This is a genomic window from Nocardioides sp. P4_G4, from assembly GCF_056401085.1.
In genome coordinates this window covers 25,054-42,505 of record NZ_JBFUKA010000004.1, presented here as the reverse complement: position 1 = coordinate 42,505, position 17,452 = coordinate 25,054, and the positions used below count along the sequence as shown (strand labels likewise).

19 protein-coding genes are annotated in these 17,452 nt (G+C 72.0%); 14 read left to right on the top strand and 5 right to left on the bottom strand.

What is annotated here, in order from left to right:
- The first annotated feature begins 58 nt into the window (after nucleotides 1–58).
- Nucleotides 59–1,255 (top strand): acyl-CoA dehydrogenase family protein, encoded by a 1,197-nt coding sequence (locus AC1DQF_RS01755; protein WP_477523486.1) that lies wholly within the window; start codon nucleotides 59–61, stop codon nucleotides 1,253–1,255.
- Nucleotides 1,256–1,302: 47 nt separating this feature from the next.
- On the top strand, nucleotides 1,303–2,091 hold the full coding sequence (locus AC1DQF_RS01750; RefSeq protein ID WP_477523485.1) for an SGNH/GDSL hydrolase family protein: 789 nt from the start codon (nucleotides 1,303–1,305) through the stop codon (nucleotides 2,089–2,091).
- Nucleotides 2,092–2,100: 9 nt separating this feature from the next.
- Here AC1DQF_RS01750 and AC1DQF_RS01745 read toward each other — a convergent pair whose 3' ends face one another.
- Nucleotides 2,101–3,483 carry an HNH endonuclease gene (locus AC1DQF_RS01745; protein ID WP_477523484.1) on the bottom strand — a complete coding sequence of 461 codons (1,383 nt, stop codon included), beginning with the start codon at nucleotides 3,481–3,483 and terminating at the stop codon, nucleotides 2,101–2,103.
- Between the two features lie 138 nt (nucleotides 3,484–3,621).
- On the opposite strand from AC1DQF_RS01745, the gene AC1DQF_RS01740 reads away from it, so the two are divergent.
- From AC1DQF_RS01740 to AC1DQF_RS01720, 5 genes are read left to right on the top strand one after another with little or no spacing between them, the layout of a single operon-like run.
- The gene (locus AC1DQF_RS01740; protein WP_477523483.1) at nucleotides 3,622–4,098 is read left to right on the top strand and encodes a GtrA family protein; all 477 of its coding nucleotides are present in this window, start codon (nucleotides 3,622–3,624) and stop codon (nucleotides 4,096–4,098) included.
- Between the two features lie 52 nt (nucleotides 4,099–4,150).
- Nucleotides 4,151–5,140, top strand: a complete 990-nt coding sequence (locus tag AC1DQF_RS01735; protein ID WP_477523482.1) for a Bug family tripartite tricarboxylate transporter substrate binding protein — start codon at nucleotides 4,151–4,153, stop codon at nucleotides 5,138–5,140.
- Nucleotides 5,140–5,652, top strand: coding sequence for a tripartite tricarboxylate transporter TctB family protein (locus AC1DQF_RS01730; protein WP_477523481.1), 513 nt, complete (start codon nucleotides 5,140–5,142; stop codon nucleotides 5,650–5,652). Before AC1DQF_RS01735 ends, AC1DQF_RS01730 begins: the two co-directional genes overlap by 1 nt.
- A gap of 1 nt (nucleotide 5,653) precedes the next feature.
- The gene (locus AC1DQF_RS01725; RefSeq protein ID WP_477523480.1) at nucleotides 5,654–7,171 is read left to right on the top strand and encodes a tripartite tricarboxylate transporter permease; all 1,518 of its coding nucleotides are present in this window, start codon (nucleotides 5,654–5,656) and stop codon (nucleotides 7,169–7,171) included.
- Nucleotides 7,171–7,560 carry a universal stress protein gene (locus AC1DQF_RS01720; protein WP_477523479.1) on the top strand — a complete coding sequence of 130 codons (390 nt, stop codon included), beginning with the start codon at nucleotides 7,171–7,173 and terminating at the stop codon, nucleotides 7,558–7,560. The genes AC1DQF_RS01725 and AC1DQF_RS01720 overlap by 1 nt, the downstream gene beginning before the upstream one ends.
- Here the strand turns inward: AC1DQF_RS01720 and AC1DQF_RS01715 are convergent.
- Genes AC1DQF_RS01715 through AC1DQF_RS01700 form a run of 4 tightly spaced genes read right to left on the bottom strand, consistent with a single transcriptional unit; the run spans nucleotide 7,547 to nucleotide 11,775 of the window.
- Nucleotides 7,547–8,161 (bottom strand): Maf family protein, encoded by a 615-nt coding sequence (locus AC1DQF_RS01715; RefSeq protein WP_477523478.1) that lies wholly within the window; start codon nucleotides 8,159–8,161, stop codon nucleotides 7,547–7,549. The two genes, AC1DQF_RS01720 and AC1DQF_RS01715, sit on opposite strands and share 14 nt — an antisense overlap.
- Before the next feature lie 36 nt (nucleotides 8,162–8,197).
- The gene (locus AC1DQF_RS01710; RefSeq protein WP_477523477.1) at nucleotides 8,198–9,889 is read right to left on the bottom strand and encodes a DUF885 domain-containing protein; all 1,692 of its coding nucleotides are present in this window, start codon (nucleotides 9,887–9,889) and stop codon (nucleotides 8,198–8,200) included.
- A gap of 39 nt (nucleotides 9,890–9,928) precedes the next feature.
- Nucleotides 9,929–10,156 (bottom strand): acyl-CoA carboxylase epsilon subunit, encoded by a 228-nt coding sequence (locus AC1DQF_RS01705; RefSeq protein ID WP_477523476.1) that lies wholly within the window; start codon nucleotides 10,154–10,156, stop codon nucleotides 9,929–9,931.
- Nucleotides 10,153–11,775, bottom strand: a complete 1,623-nt coding sequence (locus AC1DQF_RS01700) for an acyl-CoA carboxylase subunit beta (protein WP_477523475.1) — start codon at nucleotides 11,773–11,775, stop codon at nucleotides 10,153–10,155. Before AC1DQF_RS01700 ends, AC1DQF_RS01705 begins: the two co-directional genes overlap by 4 nt.
- Before the next feature lie 42 nt (nucleotides 11,776–11,817).
- On the opposite strand from AC1DQF_RS01700, the gene AC1DQF_RS01695 reads away from it, so the two are divergent.
- The 7 genes from AC1DQF_RS01695 (at nucleotide 11,818) to AC1DQF_RS01665 (ending at nucleotide 17,446) form a co-directional block, all read left to right on the top strand.
- Nucleotides 11,818–12,603, top strand: a complete 786-nt coding sequence (locus AC1DQF_RS01695) for a biotin--[acetyl-CoA-carboxylase] ligase (RefSeq protein ID WP_477523474.1) — start codon at nucleotides 11,818–11,820, stop codon at nucleotides 12,601–12,603.
- A 12-nt stretch (nucleotides 12,604–12,615) separates the two neighbouring features.
- Nucleotides 12,616–13,131, top strand: a complete 516-nt coding sequence (locus tag AC1DQF_RS01690; RefSeq protein ID WP_477523473.1) for a PH domain-containing protein — start codon at nucleotides 12,616–12,618, stop codon at nucleotides 13,129–13,131.
- Complete coding sequence (locus AC1DQF_RS01685; protein ID WP_477523472.1) at nucleotides 13,121–14,137, top strand: adenylate/guanylate cyclase domain-containing protein; 1,017 nt, start codon at nucleotides 13,121–13,123, stop codon at nucleotides 14,135–14,137. Before AC1DQF_RS01690 ends, AC1DQF_RS01685 begins: the two co-directional genes overlap by 11 nt.
- 111 nt (nucleotides 14,138–14,248) lie before the next feature.
- A complete protein-coding gene (locus AC1DQF_RS01680; RefSeq protein WP_477523471.1) occupies nucleotides 14,249–14,560 on the top strand; it encodes a winged helix-turn-helix domain-containing protein in 312 nt (103 codons plus the stop codon).
- A gap of 35 nt (nucleotides 14,561–14,595) precedes the next feature.
- Nucleotides 14,596–15,753, top strand: a complete 1,158-nt coding sequence (locus AC1DQF_RS01675; RefSeq protein WP_477523470.1) for a 5-(carboxyamino)imidazole ribonucleotide synthase — start codon at nucleotides 14,596–14,598, stop codon at nucleotides 15,751–15,753.
- An 11-nt stretch (nucleotides 15,754–15,764) separates the two neighbouring features.
- The gene (gene purE, locus AC1DQF_RS01670; protein WP_477523469.1) at nucleotides 15,765–16,280 is read left to right on the top strand and encodes a 5-(carboxyamino)imidazole ribonucleotide mutase; all 516 of its coding nucleotides are present in this window, start codon (nucleotides 15,765–15,767) and stop codon (nucleotides 16,278–16,280) included.
- A gap of 11 nt (nucleotides 16,281–16,291) precedes the next feature.
- Entirely contained in the window at nucleotides 16,292–17,446 is a 1,155-nt protein-coding gene (locus AC1DQF_RS01665; protein WP_477523468.1) for a heparan-alpha-glucosaminide N-acetyltransferase domain-containing protein, read from the top strand.
- The last annotated feature ends 6 nt before the right edge of the window (nucleotides 17,447–17,452 follow it).

Sequence of the window (17,452 nt, the reverse complement as noted above, 5' to 3'; positions counted from 1 at the left end):
CCGACATCGCGGTCGCACGCGGTTAGCGATCGTTAACCAACGCGGCTACTGTCTCCCCATGACCTTCGAGCTGTCCCCCGAGCACGAGCAGTTCCGTCGCAGCGTCCGCGAGTTCGCGCAGGCCCAGATCGCGCCGCACGCGGCGCAGTGGGACCGCGACCACCACTTCCCGACCGACGTGGTGCAGCAGATGGGCGACCTCGGCCTGATGGGCCTCACCGCCCCCGAGGAGTTCGGCGGCTCCGGCCTCGCCGGCGATGACGGCGGCTTCACGTCGCTCTGCCTGGCCATCGAGGAGATCGGTCGCGTCGACCAGTCGATGGGCATCACGCTCGAGGCCGCGGTGGGCCTCGGCATCAACCCGATCTTGACCTTCGGCACCGAGGAGCAGAAGCAGACCTGGCTGCCCGACCTGGTGTCGGGCCAGCGGCTCGCCGGCTTCGGCCTCACCGAGCCGGGCGCCGGCTCCGACGCGGGGGCCACGAAGACCAGGGCCGTGCTCGCCGACGGCGAGTGGGTCGTCAACGGGGCCAAGCAGTTCATCACCAACTCCGGCTCCACGATCACCTCGCTGGTGACCGTGACCGCGCGCACCGGTGAGCGCGAGGGCGGCAAGGCCGAGATCTCCACGATCATGGTCCCGTCCGGGACGCCCGGCTTCACCGCCGAGAAGGCCTACGACAAGCTGGGCTGGCACGCCTCCGACACGCACCCGCTCTCCTTCGTCGATGCTCGTGTCCCCGAGTCGCACCTGCTCGGCGAGCGGGGTCGCGGCTACGCGCAGTTCCTCGCCACCCTCGACGACGGCCGGGTCGCGATCGCGGCGCTCGCGGTCGGCTGCATCCAGGCGTGCCTCGACCTGTCGCTGCAGTACGCGGGGGAGCGGCAGACCTTCGGCGGCCCGATCGGACGCAAGCAGGGCGTCGCGTTCCAGATCAGCGACCTCCAGGTCATGCTCGACGCCTCGCGGCTGCTCACCTACAAGGCCGCCGCGATGAAGGACGCGATGGACGCCGGCCGCCCGGTCTCCATGAAGGACTTCAAGCAGGCGGCGGCCGTCGCGAAGCTCTACGCGACCGAGTCGGCGGTCACCGCGACCCGCATCGCGACCCAGGTCTTCGGCGGCTACGGCTTCATGGAGGAGTACCCCGTGGTGCGCTTCTACCGCGACGCCAAGGTGCTCGAGATCGGCGAGGGCACCTCGGAGGTCCAGCGGATGCTCATCGCGCGGGGGCTCGGCCTGCCCGTCGAGTGACGCATCGGCCCTGGTCAGGGCCGTTGCGCCGGGCGTACGTTCCGACCATGAAGCGATCCGCCACCGCCCTCGTCCTGCTCGTCCTCGCCCTCGCCGGGACGGCCCCGGCCGCGGCGGCGCCGCGTCAGTCCATCGAGTACGACGCCCTCGGTGACTCCTACGCGTCGGGCTACGGCGTCCCGCCGTACTCCGCGACCTGCGGGCGGTCGCAGTCGGCGTACGCCGTGCTGGTCGACGGGCGCAAGAAGATCGCCCTCGACGACTTCGTCGCGTGCGCCGGGGCGACGACCACCTCCCTGGTGTCGGGCGGACAGCTCTCGGCGCTCGACGACGACACCGACCTGGTCACCCTCAGCATCGGCGGCAACGACATCGGCTGGTCCTCGGCGGTGGGCGCCTGCCTCGGCGGCACCGACCTGCAGTGCTCCGGGGCCCTGGGCCTGGTCCGCGGGCGCATCGTCACCCAGTTGCCGGGGCTGCTGGACGCCGTCCACACGCAGGTCGCGGCGGCCGCTCCCGGTGCCAGCGTCGTGGTGACCGGCTACCCGCGCCTGTTCTCGCCGGAGAACGGTGCCTACCTCGGTGCCTCGGTCGCCGAGCAGCAGGCCCTCAACGACGGCGCCGACCTGCTCAACGGCGTGGTCGAAGCGGCGGCCGTCCGGCACGGCTTCGACTACGTGGACGTCACCAAGCGGTTCGACGGCCACGGCGTCAACGCTCCGGAGCCCTGGGTCCTCGGCCCCTTCGACCCGGCCGCGTTCCACCCGACCCTCGACGGCTACCTGGCGTACGCCGCGGCCGTGACGGCGGCGGTCAACCCCGCGCGCCTGCGCTGAAGGCGCGGCTCACCCGGTGAGGACGTAGTCGATGCTCAGCCCTGGCGCCATCGTCCGTCTGACGGTGGCGACGGCGGGCGCGCGGGACCGGTAGGTGTGCCCGGTGGGCAGGGTGGTCTCGATGACGTGGCCACCGGTGTCGTCCGGCGCGGGTCGAGCCCGCCATGCATGGGCCTGCTTGGCGTAGTTGCACGCCTCGCAGAGGCCCTGGGCGTTGCGAGCGCTGGTGGCTCCGCCGCGGGCGTGCTCGTCGGGGTGGTCGATGTGGCGGATCGGGGCGTCGCACCACGGGGTGCGGCAGACGCGGTCGCGGAGCCGGACGAAGCGGCTGAGCGTGGCCGGGAAGACTCGCTGGTGCGAGTCCATGGTGACGAGCTCGCCGGTGGTGGGACTGGTGTAGAGCCGACGGACCCACACCTGCTCGTCATCGGTGAGTGCGGCGGCGACGATCTCGCGGGCGAGCTCGGCAGGGATGGGGCCGTAGTCGTCGAGGTGTGCGGGCTCGTCGCTCGTGCCGAGGAGGGCCGAGTCGCTCATGACCAGCCCGAGTCGCACCGGCACGGCGGCCGTCGTCGTGGGCGTCGTGGGCGTCGTGGGCGTCGTGGGCGTCGTGGGCGTCGTGGTCGTCGTGGACGGCTGACCGAGCACCGACGCCACGAGGGAGTCCGCCATGACCTGCCCCTTGCTCCTGGGGTCGCCGGCCGACCGGGCGCTGTCGGAGACTCGGGTGAGGGCGGCCAGGACCGCGACGCCGTCCTTGACGGGCAGGAGGGCCGTGAGCCAGGTCATCGTGTCGGGGGCGGGACGCAGGGTGACGCAGCGCTCGGACTCGGCGCGGCGGCGACGTGCGACCACCGATTCGGGGTCGAGGCGCTCGGCCTCGGTGCGCAGGACGCCGATCAGCTCGCGCTGGCCGAGGAGTGAGAGGCGCTCGGCGTCGACAGCGACCACGTGGTCGACGGTGAGGCGGTGCTCGAGCGGGAGGCAGGCAGTCTCGCGAGCGATGACGGTGGCCGTCCACTCGGTGATGTGGCCGGACGACCAGGCGGCCCAGGTGTGCGGCAGCTCCGTGCGCACGATGGTGGCGAGACCGAGGTGCCGCTCGCCCCGGTGGCGGGACTCGCGACGGGCGAAGGCCACGATGGAGGCGACCCCGCGGCCCTGCTCGGCGGCGCGGGCGCCCGCCCTGGCCTGGGCGGCGCGCTGGGACGCGTCGAGCTCGGCGGCGAGTGCTGCCTGGGCCGCGGTCGCGGTGCAGATCAGCTCCTCGAGTGCCCGGATCGTGTCCACCCGGTCGGGATCACCGAGCCCGCTCGGGCTGAGCAAGCCGTGGGCCAGCCCGCGCTGCGTCGCCGACAGTGCTTCGGCGGTCAGCGCGGGAGAGGAGGCCATGAATCATTCTTGCTCGAACATGTGTTCGGGTCAAGGGGTTCTCCCGGGGCGGTGAGACGGTGGTGAGTGAGCAAAGACTCCCGTCGCGGCGCGCCGGGAAGGCGGGCTCCGCGCGGTGCGCGGGCTAGCCTTTCACCCGTGACGCCGAGGGGCCGCCGGCTGGCGGGGGAGATCTGGCGCTACCAGGCCGTCGGGCTGGTGGCGACCGCCGTCTCGGTGATCCTCTTCAACCTCCTCGTCCACGGCTTCAACACCGAGGGCATGGCGCCGCTCAACGACCAGCCGCAGGTCGGCTACGTGCTCGCCAACCTCGTCGGCACCGTGATCGCCTACCGGGGCACGCGGTCGTGGGCCTTCCGGCACCGCGACACCCGGCACCCGGACGGTGGCCGGACGGCGTTCGTGGCCATCAGCCTCGTCACCATGCTCATCCCGATGGCCTGCCTGTGGCTCAGCCGCAACCCGCTCGGGCTCGACGACCCGTTGTCCGACAACGTCTCGGCGAACCTCATCGGGCTGGCCATGGCCAACGCGGCACGCTTCGTGCTGACCCGTCAGCTCGTGTTCGGCATCAATGAGGAGATCGCCGAGGACGGCGTCGCCAGCCCCAGCTGACGGCGGAGCCTGGCGCTCGACACATCTTCCTCCCGGGTGCACGATGAGGCGCATGCGACGGCTTGGGCGACGTACGACGGCCATCCTCGCGACCCTCGGGGTCGCCCTCTCACTGGCCGGCTGCGGAGTGACCCGCGGGGACGACAGCCGTGACCTGCTGATGATCATCCCCAACAGTCCGGGGGGCGGCTACGACCAGACCGGCCGGGCCGCGGTCGGCGTCATGGAGGACAACGACGTCACCGGCGGCACGTTCACGGTCGAGAACGTCATCGGCGCCGGTGGCGCGGCCGCCATGACCCAGCTCATCGGCGAGGCCGGCGACGAGCACACGTTGATGACCGTGGGCCTCGGCGTGGTCGGCTCGACCTACTCCTTCGCCAGCGGCTACGGCCCGCTCGACGCGACACCGATCGCCCAGCTGATGAGTGAGCCGGAGGGCATCCTGGTGCCGGCCGATTCGCCCTTCGAGACCGTCGACGACTTCGTCGAGGCGTGGAAGGCGGACCCGTCCTCCCTGGCCATCGGCGGCGGCTCGTCGCCCGGCGGCCCCGATCACCTGTTCCCGATGCAGCTGGCCGACGAGGTCGGCGTCGACCCCCGCGACGTCAACTACGTGTCCTACGACGGCGGCGGACCCCTCACGAGTGCCCTGCTCGGCAGCAAGATCGACGCCGGCTTCTCCGGCCCCGCGGAGTTCCTCGGCAGCGTGGAGAACGGCGAGCTGCGGATGCTGGCCGTGTCGGGGGAGGAGCGTTCCCCGCAGGACGCCTTCGCCGACGTGCCGACCCTGACCGAGTCGGGCATCGACCTGGTCTTCCTGAACTGGCGCGGGCTGCTCGCCCCGCCGGAGATATCCGACGAGCGCCGCGACGAGCTCGTCGGCTATCTCGAGTCCATGCACGACACGCCGGGGTGGCAGGACACGCTCACCGAGAACGGCTGGACCGACGACTTCAAGACCGGTGACGACTTCGAGACCTTCCTGCAGGAGCAGGACACCCGGGTCTCGACCACCCTGACGGATCTGGGGCTCATCTGATGGCCGACACCGACGCACCCCGCACCGAGCCGGTCGAGGTCGACCGCGCGCAGTACGGCCTGGCGATCGTCCTGGCCCTGGTCGGGCTCTGGACGATCATCGACGCCCGCGGCCTCAACGTCGGCTTCGGTGACCCCATCGGCCCTCGCGTCTTCCCCTACGTCGTGGGCACGTCGATGATCGTGCTCGGCGTGCTGCTCGCGCTGGCCACCGCTCGCGGCGACGTGGCCGAGGGCGAGGAGGGCGAGGACGTCGACCTCACCAGCCCGGCCGACTGGCTGACCGTCGGCAAGCTGGCCGGGATCATGATGCTCAACGTGCTGTTGGTCAACGTGCTGGGGTGGGCGGTCACCGGGGGGCTGCTCTTCGCGGGCTGCGCCTGGGCGCTGGGGTCCCGCACCCTGGTCCGCGACCTCGTCGTGGGCGTCGTGATGGCGGTGGCCACCTGGTACTTCTTCTACGTCGGCCTCGACGTGCCACTGGCGCCGGGGATCCTGGACGGGGTGCTTTGAGATGGACACCCTCAGCCTGCTCCTCGACGGCTTCGCCAGCGCGCTCACGCCGCAGAACCTCGCCTTCTGCGCGGTCGGCGTCCTCCTCGGCACCTTCGTCGGCGTGCTGCCCGGCATCGGCCCGGCCATGGCGGTGGCCCTGCTGCTGCCCCTGACGTTCGGCCTCGAGCCCACCCAGTCCTTCATCCTCTTCTCCGGCATCTACTACGGCGGGATGTACGGCGGGTCGACGACCTCGATCCTGCTGAACACCCCCGGTGAGTCCGCCTCGGTGATGACGGCCATCGAGGGCAACAAGATGGCCAAGAAGGGACGGGCCGCCCAGGCGCTGGCCACCGCGGCGATCGGGTCGTTCATCGCCGGCACCATCGGCACCCTGCTCGTCGCGTTCTTCACCCCGAGCCTGGCGCGGGTCGCGGTCAACATCGGGGCACCGTCGTTCTTCGCGATCATGCTGTTCTCGCTGGTGCTCGTCACCGCGGTGCTGGGCTCGTCCAAGCTGCGCGGCTTCATCGGGCTGGCCATCGGCCTCACCATCGGGCTCGTCGGACTCGACCTCTCGACCGGCCAGGCGCGCCTGACGGGCGGGGTCCTCCAGCTCGCCGACGGCATCGACATCGTGGTGGTGGCGGTGGGCATCTTCGCCATCGGTGAGGCCATGTGGATCGCCGCGCACCTGCGCCGGGCCCCGCTCGACGTGATCCCGGTCGGGCGGCCCTTCATGACCGGGGAGGACTGGTCCCGCTCGTGGCGCCCGTGGCTGCGCGGAACTGCCCTCGGATTCCCGTTCGGTGCCCTGCCTGCCGGTGGCGCGGAGACCCCGACGTTCCTGTCCTACGTCCTGGAGCGCAAGCTCTCGCGCCGGTCCGACGAGTTCGGGCACGGCGCCATCGAGGGCGTGGCCGGGCCGGAGGCGGCCAACAACGCCAGCGCCGCCGGCATGTTCGTGCCGCTGCTGGCCCTCGGCCTGCCGGTGACCGCCACGGCGGCCGTGCTGCTCGCGGCCATGCGCACGTACGGCATCGTGCCCGGACCGACGCTGATGGCCGACCAGCCCGACCTGGTGTGGACGCTCCTCGCCAGCCTGCTCATCGGCAACACGCTGCTGCTGGTCATCAACCTGCCGCTCGCGCCGCTGTGGGCCAAGCTGCTGCGCATCCCGCGGCCCCAGCTCTACGCCGGGATCCTGTTCTTCGCCTCGCTCGGTGCCTACGCGGTCAACCAGAGCGCCTTCGACGTCGCCCTGTTGCTCGTCTTCGGCGCCGTGGGATTCGCCGTACGGCGTTTCGGCATCCCGATCCTGCCGCTGATCCTCGGCGTCATCATCGGCCCGCTCATGGAGACCAAGATGCGTGAGGCGCTCGACCTCTCCAACGGCGCGATCAGCGGGCTCTTCAACGAGCCGCTCGCGATCTTCGTCTACGTCCTCATCGTGCTCGCCCTGGTCGTCCCCACGGTCCTGTCCCGGGTCCGTGGCCCCGTGCCCCACCCCGTGTCCAACGAGTCGGAGGTCTCCTGATGGCTGTCGTGATCGGTTACATCCCCGACGAGTACGGCGAGGCCGCGCTCGCCTACGGCCTCGGCGAGGCGCAGCGGCGCGGGACCGGCGTCGTGATCGTCAACAGCACCAAGGGCGACGCCCTGGTGGACAAGCGCTACCTCGGGGACGCCGACAAGGACACCCTCGAGGAGCAGCTGGCCGCCAGCGGCGTCGCGCACGAGCTGCGCCAGACCACGGGCAAGGACATCGCCCAGGAGATCCTCGCGGTGGCCAAGGAGGTCATCGCCGACGTCATCGTGATCGGGATCCGGCACCGGACCCCGGTCGGCAAGCTGATCATGGGCAGCGTCGCGCAGAGCATCATCATCGACGCGGACTGCCCGGTGATCGCGGTCAAGCCGGGCTGACGCCCGCTGCGTTCCACAGCCCGGTCCACGAGTGGCCGAGCTCGACGACCAGCTCGCGCAGCAACGGCAGGCTGACCCCGACGACGTTGTGGTGATCACCCTCGATGCGGGTGACGAACGCGCCACCCAGGCCGTCGACGGTGAAGGCGCCCGCGACCTCCAGGGGCTCGCCGGTGGCGACGTACGCCGCGATCTCGTCGTCGGCCAGGTCGGCGAAGTGGACCGTCGTGCTCGCGGTCGCCGCGGCCACCCGCCCGGAGGAGACCTCACGCAGGCAGTGCCCGGTGTGGAGCACACCGGCGCGGCCCCGCATCGCCCGCCACCGCTCGATGGCCACCTCCGCGGAGCCGGGCTTGCCCAGGGCCTCGCCGTCGAGCTCCAGCACCGAGTCGCAGCCCAGCACCAGCGCCCCGGCGGGCACGTCCTCGCGCGCGGCCACCGCCCCGCACTTGAGCTCCGCCAGCTGGAGCGCCAGCTCGGCCGGCGGCAGCCCGTCGAGCTGGGACTCGTCGACCCCGCTCACGATCACCGTCGGGTCGATCCCGGCGGAGCGGAGGGTGGCCAGGCGGGCGGGGGAGGCGGAGGCGAGGACGAGCTGCATGGTGCCGACCCTAGGACGTCCCCGCCCACGCTCACCTCACAGCCGGTCGAGCGCCGCCCGGAGCGGGTCGAGGCCCAGCGAGCCGAGGTCGAGGGCGGCCCGGTGGAAGGCCTTGAGGTCGAAGGCGTCGCCCTGGCGGGCGCGCACGTCGTCGCGGGCCTGGAGCCAGATCCGCTCCCCGACCTTGTAGGAGGGAGCCTGCCCCGGCCAGCCGAGGTAGYGGTTGATCTCGAAGTCCAGGACGTCGGGCTCGACCTGGCTGTGGTCGCCGAGGAACTCGCGACCCAGCGCGGGGGTCCACGTCTCGCCGGGGTGGAACCCGAACGGGTTGTCGGCCGGGATCTCCAGCTCGAGGTGCATGCCGATGTCGACGACCACGCGCGCGGCCCGGAAGGACTGCGCGTCGAGCATGCCGAGGCGGTCGGCGGGGTCGGACAGGTGGCCGAGGTCGTCCATCAGCCGTTCGGCGTACAGGGCCCAGCCCTCGCCGTGGCCGCTGACCCAGCACATGAGTCGCTGCCAGCGGTTGAGGCTCTCGCTGCGGTACGCCGTCTGGGCCACCTGCAGGTGGTGGCCGGGGACGCCCTCGTGGAAGACGGTCGTCACCTCGCGCCAGGGGTAGAAGTCCTCGATGCCGTCAGGCACCGACCACCACATGCGGCCGGGGCGGACGAAGTCCTCCGAGGGGCCGGTGTAGTAGATGCCGCCGTCGTTGGTGGGGGCGAGCATGCACTCGATGCGCCGGACCGGCTCGGGGATGTCGAAGTGGACGTCCGCCATCTCGGCCAGGGTGCGGTCGGCGAGCTCCTGCATCCAGTCCCGGAAGGCCTCGCGGCCGTGCACCACGCGCGCGGGGTCGGCGTCGAGGTGGGCGACCGCCTCGGCGACGGTGGCGCCGGGCTCGATGCGGTCGGCGGTGGCGGCCATGTCGTCGGCCAGGCGCTTGAGCTCCTGCCAGCCCCAGGCGTAGGTCTCCTCGAGGTCGACGGTGGCGCCGAGGAAGTAGCGGCTGGTGAGCTCGTAGTGCTCGCGCCCCACGGCCTCCTTGGCGCGACCCTGCGGCTCCATCTCGTCGGAGAGGAAGAGCCCGAAGTCGGCGAAGGCGCGGGTGGCCGCCCGGGCGTGCTCGCGCATCCGGTCGGCGAGCTCGCCGGAGGGGGCGCAGCGCTCGACCAGGCCGCCGAAGAAGTCCCCGCTCGCCCCGGTCTCGCCGGTCCAGCCGCGGATCTGCTCGACGACCTTGGCGTACTGCGCGGCCGCGGACACCCGCCCGCGGGCGGCCTCGTCGGCGAGCGTGACCCGGTAGTCCTGGACCGCGCCGGGGATCGCGGCGAGCCGTGCATCGATCGCCTCGAGGGCGGCGTCGCCCTCGGTGGGCATCAGGTCGAAGACCTGGCGCATCGCGTGGATCGCGCTGTCGATGACCGACACCATGCAGCGCGAGATGCCGGCGTCCTCCATCTCCAGCTCGAGGCGGTGCCGCTCGAGGAAGGAGTCCCGGGCCGCGGCCTCGCGGTCGTCGACGGGTGTCGCGGCCTCCACGGCCTCGACCGCGCGGCGGACGAGGGCGATCCGGGCGTCGTACCCGGCCGGCGAGTAGTCCGGCAGTCGGTCGTCGTGCCCGGCGACGCCGTAGTAGGTCGCGGCGATCGGGTCGAGGGTGCAGTAGTCCTCGACGAACCGGTTGCACAGGTCGTCGACGGGGCGCGGGGCTGAGGTCTCGGTCACGGGGGCGACCCTACGGCCCCGGGGCCCCGCTCGGACCGGCTAGCGGGGCAGGGCGCTGGAGCGCCAGCCCCCGGGGCCGCTGGCGTGGGTGCGGCGCACGGCGCGGTGCGGCGCCGACCACTCCGGCGTACGACGCCTCGGCGGCTCGCCGCCGGCGCTGCCGAGGGCGGCGAACACGGCCACCAGGGCCGCCACCTCCTCGGGGGTGGCGTCGGGGTTGACCACGCGCAGGATCGGCGCGCTGTCGGATCGTTCGCTGTCGCTCACAGTGGGATGTTCCCGTGCTTCTTCGGCGGCAGGGTCCCGCGCTTGGTGCGCAGCAGCCGCAGGGAGCGGACGATCTCGGAGCGGGTCTCGTGGGGGGAGATGACCGCGTCGATGTAGCCGCGCTCGGCCGCGATGTAGGGGTTGGCCAGGGTGTCGTCGTACTCCTGGACCAGCTCGGCGCGACGCTCCTCGACGTTGCCGGCCTCCTCGGCCTCCGCGATCTCCTTGCGGTACAGGATGTTGACCGCGCCCTGCGCGCCCATCACCGCGATCTGACCGGTGGGCCACGAGACGTTGATGTCGGCACCGAGGTGCTTGGAGCCCATCACGTCGTAGGCGCCGCCGTAGGCCTTGCGGGTGATGACGGTGATCAGCGGGACGGTGGCCTCGGCGTAGGCATAGATCAGCTTGGCGCCGCGGCGGATGATCCCGTTGAACTCCTGGTCGGTGCCGGGCAGGAAGCCCGGCACGTCGACGAAGGTCAGCACGGGGATGTTGAACGCGTCGCAGGTGCGCACGAAGCGCGCGGCCTTCTCGGAGGCGTCGATGTCGAGGGTGCCGGCGAACTGCATCGGCTGGTTGGCGACCACGCCGACGGGGCGGCCCTCGACGCGGCCGTAGCCGACGATGATGTTGGGCGCGAAGAGCGGCTGGACCTCGAGGAACTCCTGGTCGTCCAGCACGGTCTCGATGACGGTGTGCATGTCGTAGGGCTGGTTGGCGCCGTCGGGGATGAGGGTGTCGAGCGCGAGGTCGAGCTCACCCACCTCGAGGTCCGCCTGCTCGTCGAAGATCACCGGCTCGTCGAGGTTGTTCTGCGGGAGGTAGGACAGCAGCGCCTTGACGTACTCGACCGCGTCGTCCTCGTCGGAGGCCATGTAGTGGGCGTTGCCGGACTTGGTGTTGTGCGTCCGGGCCCCGCCGAGCTCCTCCATCGTGACGTCCTCGCCGGTGACGGTCTTGATGACGTCGGGGCCGGTGATGAACATCGCCGAGGTCTTGTCGACCATGATCGTGAAGTCGGTGACGGCGGGGGAGTAGACGTGCCCGCCGGCGCAGTTGCCCATGATCATCGAGATCTGCGGGATGACCCCCGAGGCGTGCACGTTGCGGCGGAAGATCTCGCCGTACAGGCCGAGCGAGACGACGCCCTCCTGGATGCGGGCGCCGGCACCCTCGTTGATCCCGATGATCGGGCAGCCGGTCTTCATGGCGAGGTCCATCACCTTGGTGATCTTCTCGCCGTAGACCTCGCCCAGCGAGCCGCCGAAGACCGTGAAGTCCTGGGAGAACACGCAGACCTGGCGCCCGTCGACGGTGCCGTAGCCGGTGACCACGCCGTCGCCGTAGGGGCGTCGGTCCTGGAGGCCGAAGGCGGTGGACCGGTGCCGGGCGAGCTCGTCGAGCTCGACGAAGGACCCCTCGTCGAAGAGCATCTCGATGCGCTCGCGGGCGGTCTTGCGACCCTTCGCGTGCTGCTTCTCGACCGCCTTCGCCGACCCGGCGTGGACGGCCTCGTCGAGACGCCGTCCGAGGTCGGCGAGCTTGCCTGCCGTCGTGTGGATGTCGATGTCCTCGGGGACGTCTGTGCCCTCACCGGGCTGCACCTGTGCACTCACGTCGTGTGGCCTCCTGTTGTCTGCGTCCGACAATGTAGTGCCATGACGTCCGACCCGGCACCGCGCCCAGCACTCGACCCCGACCGCATCGTGGCCCCCGACGGCTGGCGCGTCGAGGTCACCGAGGCGACCCCCTCCACCAACGCGGTGGTGGCCCAGCGCGCCCGCGCGGGGGAGGGGGAGGGCCTCGTCGTGGTCACCGAGCACCAGACCGCGGGACGCGGCCGCCTCGACCGGGTCTGGGAGACGCCGGCACGCACGTCGCTGACCTTCTCGGCACTGCTGCGCCCCGACCTCCCCGCCCAGGACTGGACGTGGCTGCCGCTGCTGACCGGGTACGCCGTCCAGGCCGCGATCGCCGACCGGATCCCGGAGATCGCGCTCAAGTGGCCCAACGACGTGCTGGTCGAGGAGCGCAAGCTGGCCGGCATCCTCGTCGAGCGGATCGAGACCCCGACCGGACCTGCCGCGGTGATCGGGGTGGGCATCAACGTCTCCCAGACCCTCGACGAGCTCCCCGTGGCCCTGGCCACCTCGATCGAGCTCGAGACCTCCGAGCGGGTCGACCGCAGCGGGCTGCTCGGCCAGGTGCTGGGCTCCCTGCACGGCCTCCAGGGCCTGCTCCACGACACCGCGTCGCTGCGCGCGGCCTACTCCGACGTCTGCTCGACCCTGGGCCGGGAGGTCGACGTCCACCTGCCCGGGGACGTCGTACGACGTGGCGAGGCGCTGGACGTGGACGACCGGGGTGCGCTCGTCGTCAGCACGGCCGACGGGACGTTCACCGTCGGGGCCGGCGATGTCGTTCACGTGCGACCCCGCCAGTGACATGATCGGGACGTGGCCTTCCCGACCAAGCTCCTCAACGACGGCGAGCACGTCGTCGTCTCCACGCGCACGCACCCCAAGGCGCTGATCGTCCCGGCCGTGGTCCTGGTGGTCCTGGTGGCCGCGGTGGTCTGGCTCAGCACCCTCACCGACTCGACGCCCGTGGGCGCGGGCGCCGGGGTGGTGGCGGCGCTGGTCGCCGTGTGGTTCGTGCTGCGGCCGTTCCTGGACTGGCTCACCACGACCTACACCTTCACCAACCGCCGCTTCATCAAGCGCTCGGGGCTGATCGCGAAGGAGGGCCGCACGATCCCGCTCAACCGGATCAGCGGGGTCGACTTCGAGATCGGGGTCGTCGACCGGATGTTCGGGTGCGGCACCCTCATCGTCTCCGACGCGAGCACCAACGGCCGGGTGCTGCTCGAGGACGTCCCGCAGGTGGAGCGGGTGCAGCTGCGGGTGGCCGAGGAGCTGCACACCCTCTCCACCGGCGCCTCCTCTCCCGAGCGCGTCGACGATGGCACCTGAGCGGCGACGCCGCGGGCAGCAGGGGCCGGACACGACGGCCCCGGCGCCCGAGCGCCTCGACCTCGCCATCCTCGGCGAGCAACCGACCCTCACCGCCCTCGAGGTGGCCTCCGAGACCGGGGTGACGGTCGACCAGACCCGTCGGCTGTGGCGGGCGCTCGGCTTCCCCGACCAGCTGGGCGAGCGCGCCTTCACCCGCGCCGACGCCGAGGCGGTGCGCGACGTCGTGGGGATCGTCGACAGCGGGTCCGTCGACTTCGACATGGCGGTCAACATGACGCGTGGCGTCGGCCAGACGATGGCCCGCCTCGCCGACTGGGAGGTCGCGACCCTGGCCAGCCGGGTCGAGGAGCTCGAGGCCGGCCCGGACGCGACCGGCTCGCGGGTGGGCTCGGCGCTGCGGCTGATCGAGGAGGTGAGCCCGCACTTCGAGCAGACGCTCATCTACGCGTGGCGCCGCCACCTCGCCGCCGCCGTCGCCCGGATGGAGGCGATGGGCGCCAACGACGAGGACCTGCACACCGTCGACGTGACCGTCGGCTTCGCCGACCTGGTGTCCTTCACCGCGCTGTCCAACCAGATGGACCGCGACAAGATCGGCGACCTGGTCGAGAAGTTCGAGGGCCGCTGCCACGACGTCGTCACCAACCACGGCGGCCGGATCATCAAGAGCCTCGGCGACTCCGTGCTCTTCGTCATCGCCGACGCCGAGTCGGCCATCGAGGTGGCCGAGGGGATCATCAACGTCATCGGGCGCGACCCCAAGCTCCCCGACGTGCGGGTGGGCCTGGCCTCCGGCCCGGTCGTGCCGCGCCTCGGCGACGTGTTCGGTCCGCCGGTCAACATGGCCGCGCGGCTGACCGCCGTGGCCCGCCGCAACCGGCTGATCATCGACCAGCGCACGGCCGACCAGCTGCCGGTCGACGAGTTCGAGAGTCGCCGCCTGCCGGCCCGCCCGGTGCACGGGTTCGGGCTCGTCGAGCCGGTCGCCGTACGCCGCCGCTGATCCGTCCGTGGGCACCGGCGTCTCGGCCGTGCATACGGCCGGACCAGACCATTCGTCCACGTTTGGGTAAAAGCGCCCGCACCGGCGCCGGACTCCGACGAACCTTGGCCCGTGCTCAAGGTCCAGGACGTCCGTCTCGACCCGCACGAGCGGAAGGTGTGGAGGGGTGACCGGGAGATTCGGTTGTCCCGCAAGGAGTTCGACCTCCTCCACGCGCTGATGTCTCGAGCGGGTCTGGTGGTGACCCGTGCCGAGCTCATGGAGGACGTCTGGGAGACGACCTTCTGGACCTCGTCCAAGACCATCGACGTCCACCTGGGGTGGCTGCGCCGCAAGCTCGACGACGATCCGCGCAAGCCGCGTCTCATCACCACCCTGCGCGGCCACGGGCTCCGCTTCGAGACGAGCGTCGAGACGGCCTGAGCAGCGCTCAGGAGTGCTGCCCTAGGGTTTCCTGCGTGACGGACCGCGCACCCACCCTTGCCGTGATCGGTGGCGGGCAGCTGGCGCGCATGATGGCGCAGCCCGCGATCGCCCTGGGCCTGCCCCTGCGACTGCTCGCCGAGGCCGAGGGCGTCTCGGCCGCCCAGGTGATCCCCGACCACGAGGTCGGCGACTACACCGACCTCGCCACCCTGCGCCGGGTGACCGCCGGCTGTCCCGTGGTCACCTTCGACCACGAGCACGTGCCGACCCAGCACCTGCACGCGCTCGAGGAGTCCGGCATCGCCGTGCGACCGGGGCCCGGAGCGCTCGTGCACGCCCAGGACAAGGGCGTCATGCGGGCCCGGCTCGCCGAGCTGGGCATCCCGTGCCCGCGCAACGCGCTGGTCACCACCCCCGCCGACGTCGAGGCCTTCGGGCTGCCCTGCGTCCTCAAGACCACCCGCGGTGGGTACGACGGCAAGGGGGTGTGGGTGGTCCGCGAGCTGGCCGAGGCCGACGCGGCCTTCGCGGCGGCCGACGCGGCCGGGGTCGAGGTGCTCGCCGAGGAGCTCGTCGACTTCCGCCGCGAGCTGTCGGCCCTGGTGGCGCGCTCGCCCAGCGGCCAGGCGGCGTCCTACCCCGTCGTCGCCTCCACCCAGCTCGACGGCGTCTGCTACGAGGTCGTCGCGCCCGCCCCCGACCTGGCGCCCGAGCTGGCCGGCCAGGCGCAGGAGATCGCCCTGCGCGTCGCCGGTGCGCTCGACGTCACGGGCATCCTCGCCGTCGAGCTCTTCGAGACCACCGACGGTCGCATCCTCGTCAACGAGCTGGCGATGCGGCCGCACAACACCGGCCACTGGACGCAGGACGGTGCGGTGACGTCCCAGTTCGAGAATCATCTGCGCGCCGTCATGGACCTCCCGCTCGGGTCGCCCGCCCCGCGGTCGCGCTGGACGGTGATGGTCAACATTCTGGGCGGCCCCACCGACACCGGCCGCCTCTACGACGGCTTCCCGCACGCGATGGCCCGCGACCCGCACCTGCGCGTGCACCTCTACGGCAAGGACCTGCGGCCCGGCCGCAAGGTCGGCCACGTCAACGCCTACGGCGACGACCTCGACGACTGCCTGGAGCGCGCGCGGCACGCCGCCGCGTGGTTCCGGGGCGACCTCGGCAACCACAGTGAGTGAAGGTGAGTGACATGACGGCACGCGTCGGCATCGTGATGGGGTCGGACTCCGACTGGCCCGTGATGGAGGCGGCGGCCCAGGCCCTCGCCGAGTTCGACATCGAGGTGGAGGCCGACGTCGTCAGCGCCCACCGGATGCCCGACGAGATGCTCGCCTACGGCCGCGAGGCCGCCGGGCGGGGCATCGAGGTCATCATCGCCGGCGCCGGCGGGGCGGCCCACCTGCCCGGCATGCTCGCCGCGGTGACCCCGCTGCCGGTCATCGGCGTCCCGGTGCCGCTGAAGGCCCTGGACGGGATGGACTCGCTGCTCTCGATCGTGCAGATGCCGGCCGGGGTGCCGGTCGCGACCGTGGCCATCGGCGGGGCCCGCAACGCCGGGCTGCTCGCCGTACGCATCCTGGCCAGCGGTGACGCCACGCTCCAGAAGCGGATGGTGGACTTCCAGGCCGAGTTGCGCCAGGCCGCCACCGACAAGGGCGCCGTCGTCCGCAACGCCACGGGTGGCGCCCGGAAGCTCGGCTTCTGACCGAGCACCCGGTGCCGGGTCGCCTCGTCGCCATCGACGTGGCGCGCTGCCTGGCGCTGCTCGGGATGGTCGCCACGCACGTCCTCGTCGAGCGCGAAGCCGACGGGTCGCTGTCCTTCGGCCACGCGCTGGCCGGTGGACGCGCCTCGGCGCTCTTCGCCGTGCTGGCCGGTGTCAGCATCGCGCTGGTGACCGGGCGCCGCCGCCCTCTGGTCGGTGCGGCCCGGGCCCGCACGTCCGCCGGACTGGTGGTCCGGGCCGTGCTCGTGGCCGCGATCGGGTTGCTGCTGGGCGAGGTCGACTCGGGGATCGCGGTGATCCTCACGTACTACGGAGTGGTCTTCCTGCTCGCGCTCCCGTTCGTCGGGCTCTCCGCCCGCCGGCTGGCCCTGCTGGCGGGCGGGTGGCTGGTGCTGGCACCGGTCGTGTCGCACCTGGTGCGGCCGTCGCTGCCCGAGCGGCAGTTCTCCAGCCCGACGTGGGGCCAGCTCGTCGCCGACCCGGGTGGGCTGCTGGCCGAGCTCACGTTCACCGGCTACTACCCGGCCGTGCCGTGGCTGGCCTACGTGCTCGCCGGGATGGCCGTCGGTCGCCTCGACCTCACCTCACGGCGTACGGCGACGATGCTGGTCGCCGGGGGAGGGGCGGCCGCCGTGGTCGCCACACTGGTCTCACGCGCGCTCACCTCGATCCCGTCGGTGCAGCAGGCCCTGCTGGCCGACCCGCCGGCCCAGGGCCTCGACGCTGCCGCGCTGCTCGACCGGATCTCGGCGGGGCTGCCCGGGACCACGCCGACGGGTGGCGCGTGGCAGTGGCTGCTGGTCGTGGCGCCGCACACGGCCACGCCTTTCGACCTGGCGCAGACCATCGGGTCGGCGCTCCTGGTGGTGGGGGTCCTGCTGCTGGCCCTGCCGGTCCTGGGCCCGACCGCACGGCTGGCGGTGGCGGTCTTCTTCGGCGCGGGTGCGATGACGCTGACGCTCTACTCGGTGCACGTCGTGGCCCGCTCGCAGAGCCTCCTGCCCGACGGGCTGCGGGACAGCTACCTCTTCCACGTCCTGCTCCTGCTGGGCATCGGATCGGTCTTCGCCGCCACGCGCACCCGCGGACCTCTCGAGGGTGTGGTCGGAGCCGCCTCCCGGGCGGTGGCCGCGACGCGCCCCTAGGCTGGT

Excerpts from the sequence above, each read along its gene's own strand:
- AC1DQF_RS01755 (WP_477523486.1), top strand. The coding sequence starts at position 59 with ATGACCTTCGAGCTGTCCCCCGAGCACGAGCAGTTCCGTCGCAGCGTC.
- AC1DQF_RS01750 (WP_477523485.1), top strand. The coding sequence starts at position 1,303 with ATGAAGCGATCCGCCACCGCCCTCGTCCTGCTCGTCCTCGCCCTCGCC.
- AC1DQF_RS01745 (WP_477523484.1), bottom strand. The coding sequence starts at position 3,483 with ATGGCCTCCTCTCCCGCGCTGACCGCCGAAGCACTGTCGGCGACGCAG.
- AC1DQF_RS01735 (WP_477523482.1), top strand. The coding sequence starts at position 4,151 with ATGCGACGGCTTGGGCGACGTACGACGGCCATCCTCGCGACCCTCGGG.
- AC1DQF_RS01730 (WP_477523481.1), top strand. The coding sequence starts at position 5,140 with ATGGCCGACACCGACGCACCCCGCACCGAGCCGGTCGAGGTCGACCGC.
- AC1DQF_RS01725 (WP_477523480.1), top strand. The coding sequence starts at position 5,654 with ATGGACACCCTCAGCCTGCTCCTCGACGGCTTCGCCAGCGCGCTCACG.
- AC1DQF_RS01720 (WP_477523479.1), top strand. The coding sequence starts at position 7,171 with ATGGCTGTCGTGATCGGTTACATCCCCGACGAGTACGGCGAGGCCGCG.
- AC1DQF_RS01715 (WP_477523478.1), bottom strand. The coding sequence starts at position 8,161 with ATGCAGCTCGTCCTCGCCTCCGCCTCCCCCGCCCGCCTGGCCACCCTC.
- AC1DQF_RS01695 (WP_477523474.1), top strand. The coding sequence starts at position 11,818 with ATGACGTCCGACCCGGCACCGCGCCCAGCACTCGACCCCGACCGCATC.
- AC1DQF_RS01685 (WP_477523472.1), top strand. The coding sequence starts at position 13,121 with ATGGCACCTGAGCGGCGACGCCGCGGGCAGCAGGGGCCGGACACGACG.
- purE (WP_477523469.1), top strand. The coding sequence starts at position 15,765 with ATGACGGCACGCGTCGGCATCGTGATGGGGTCGGACTCCGACTGGCCC.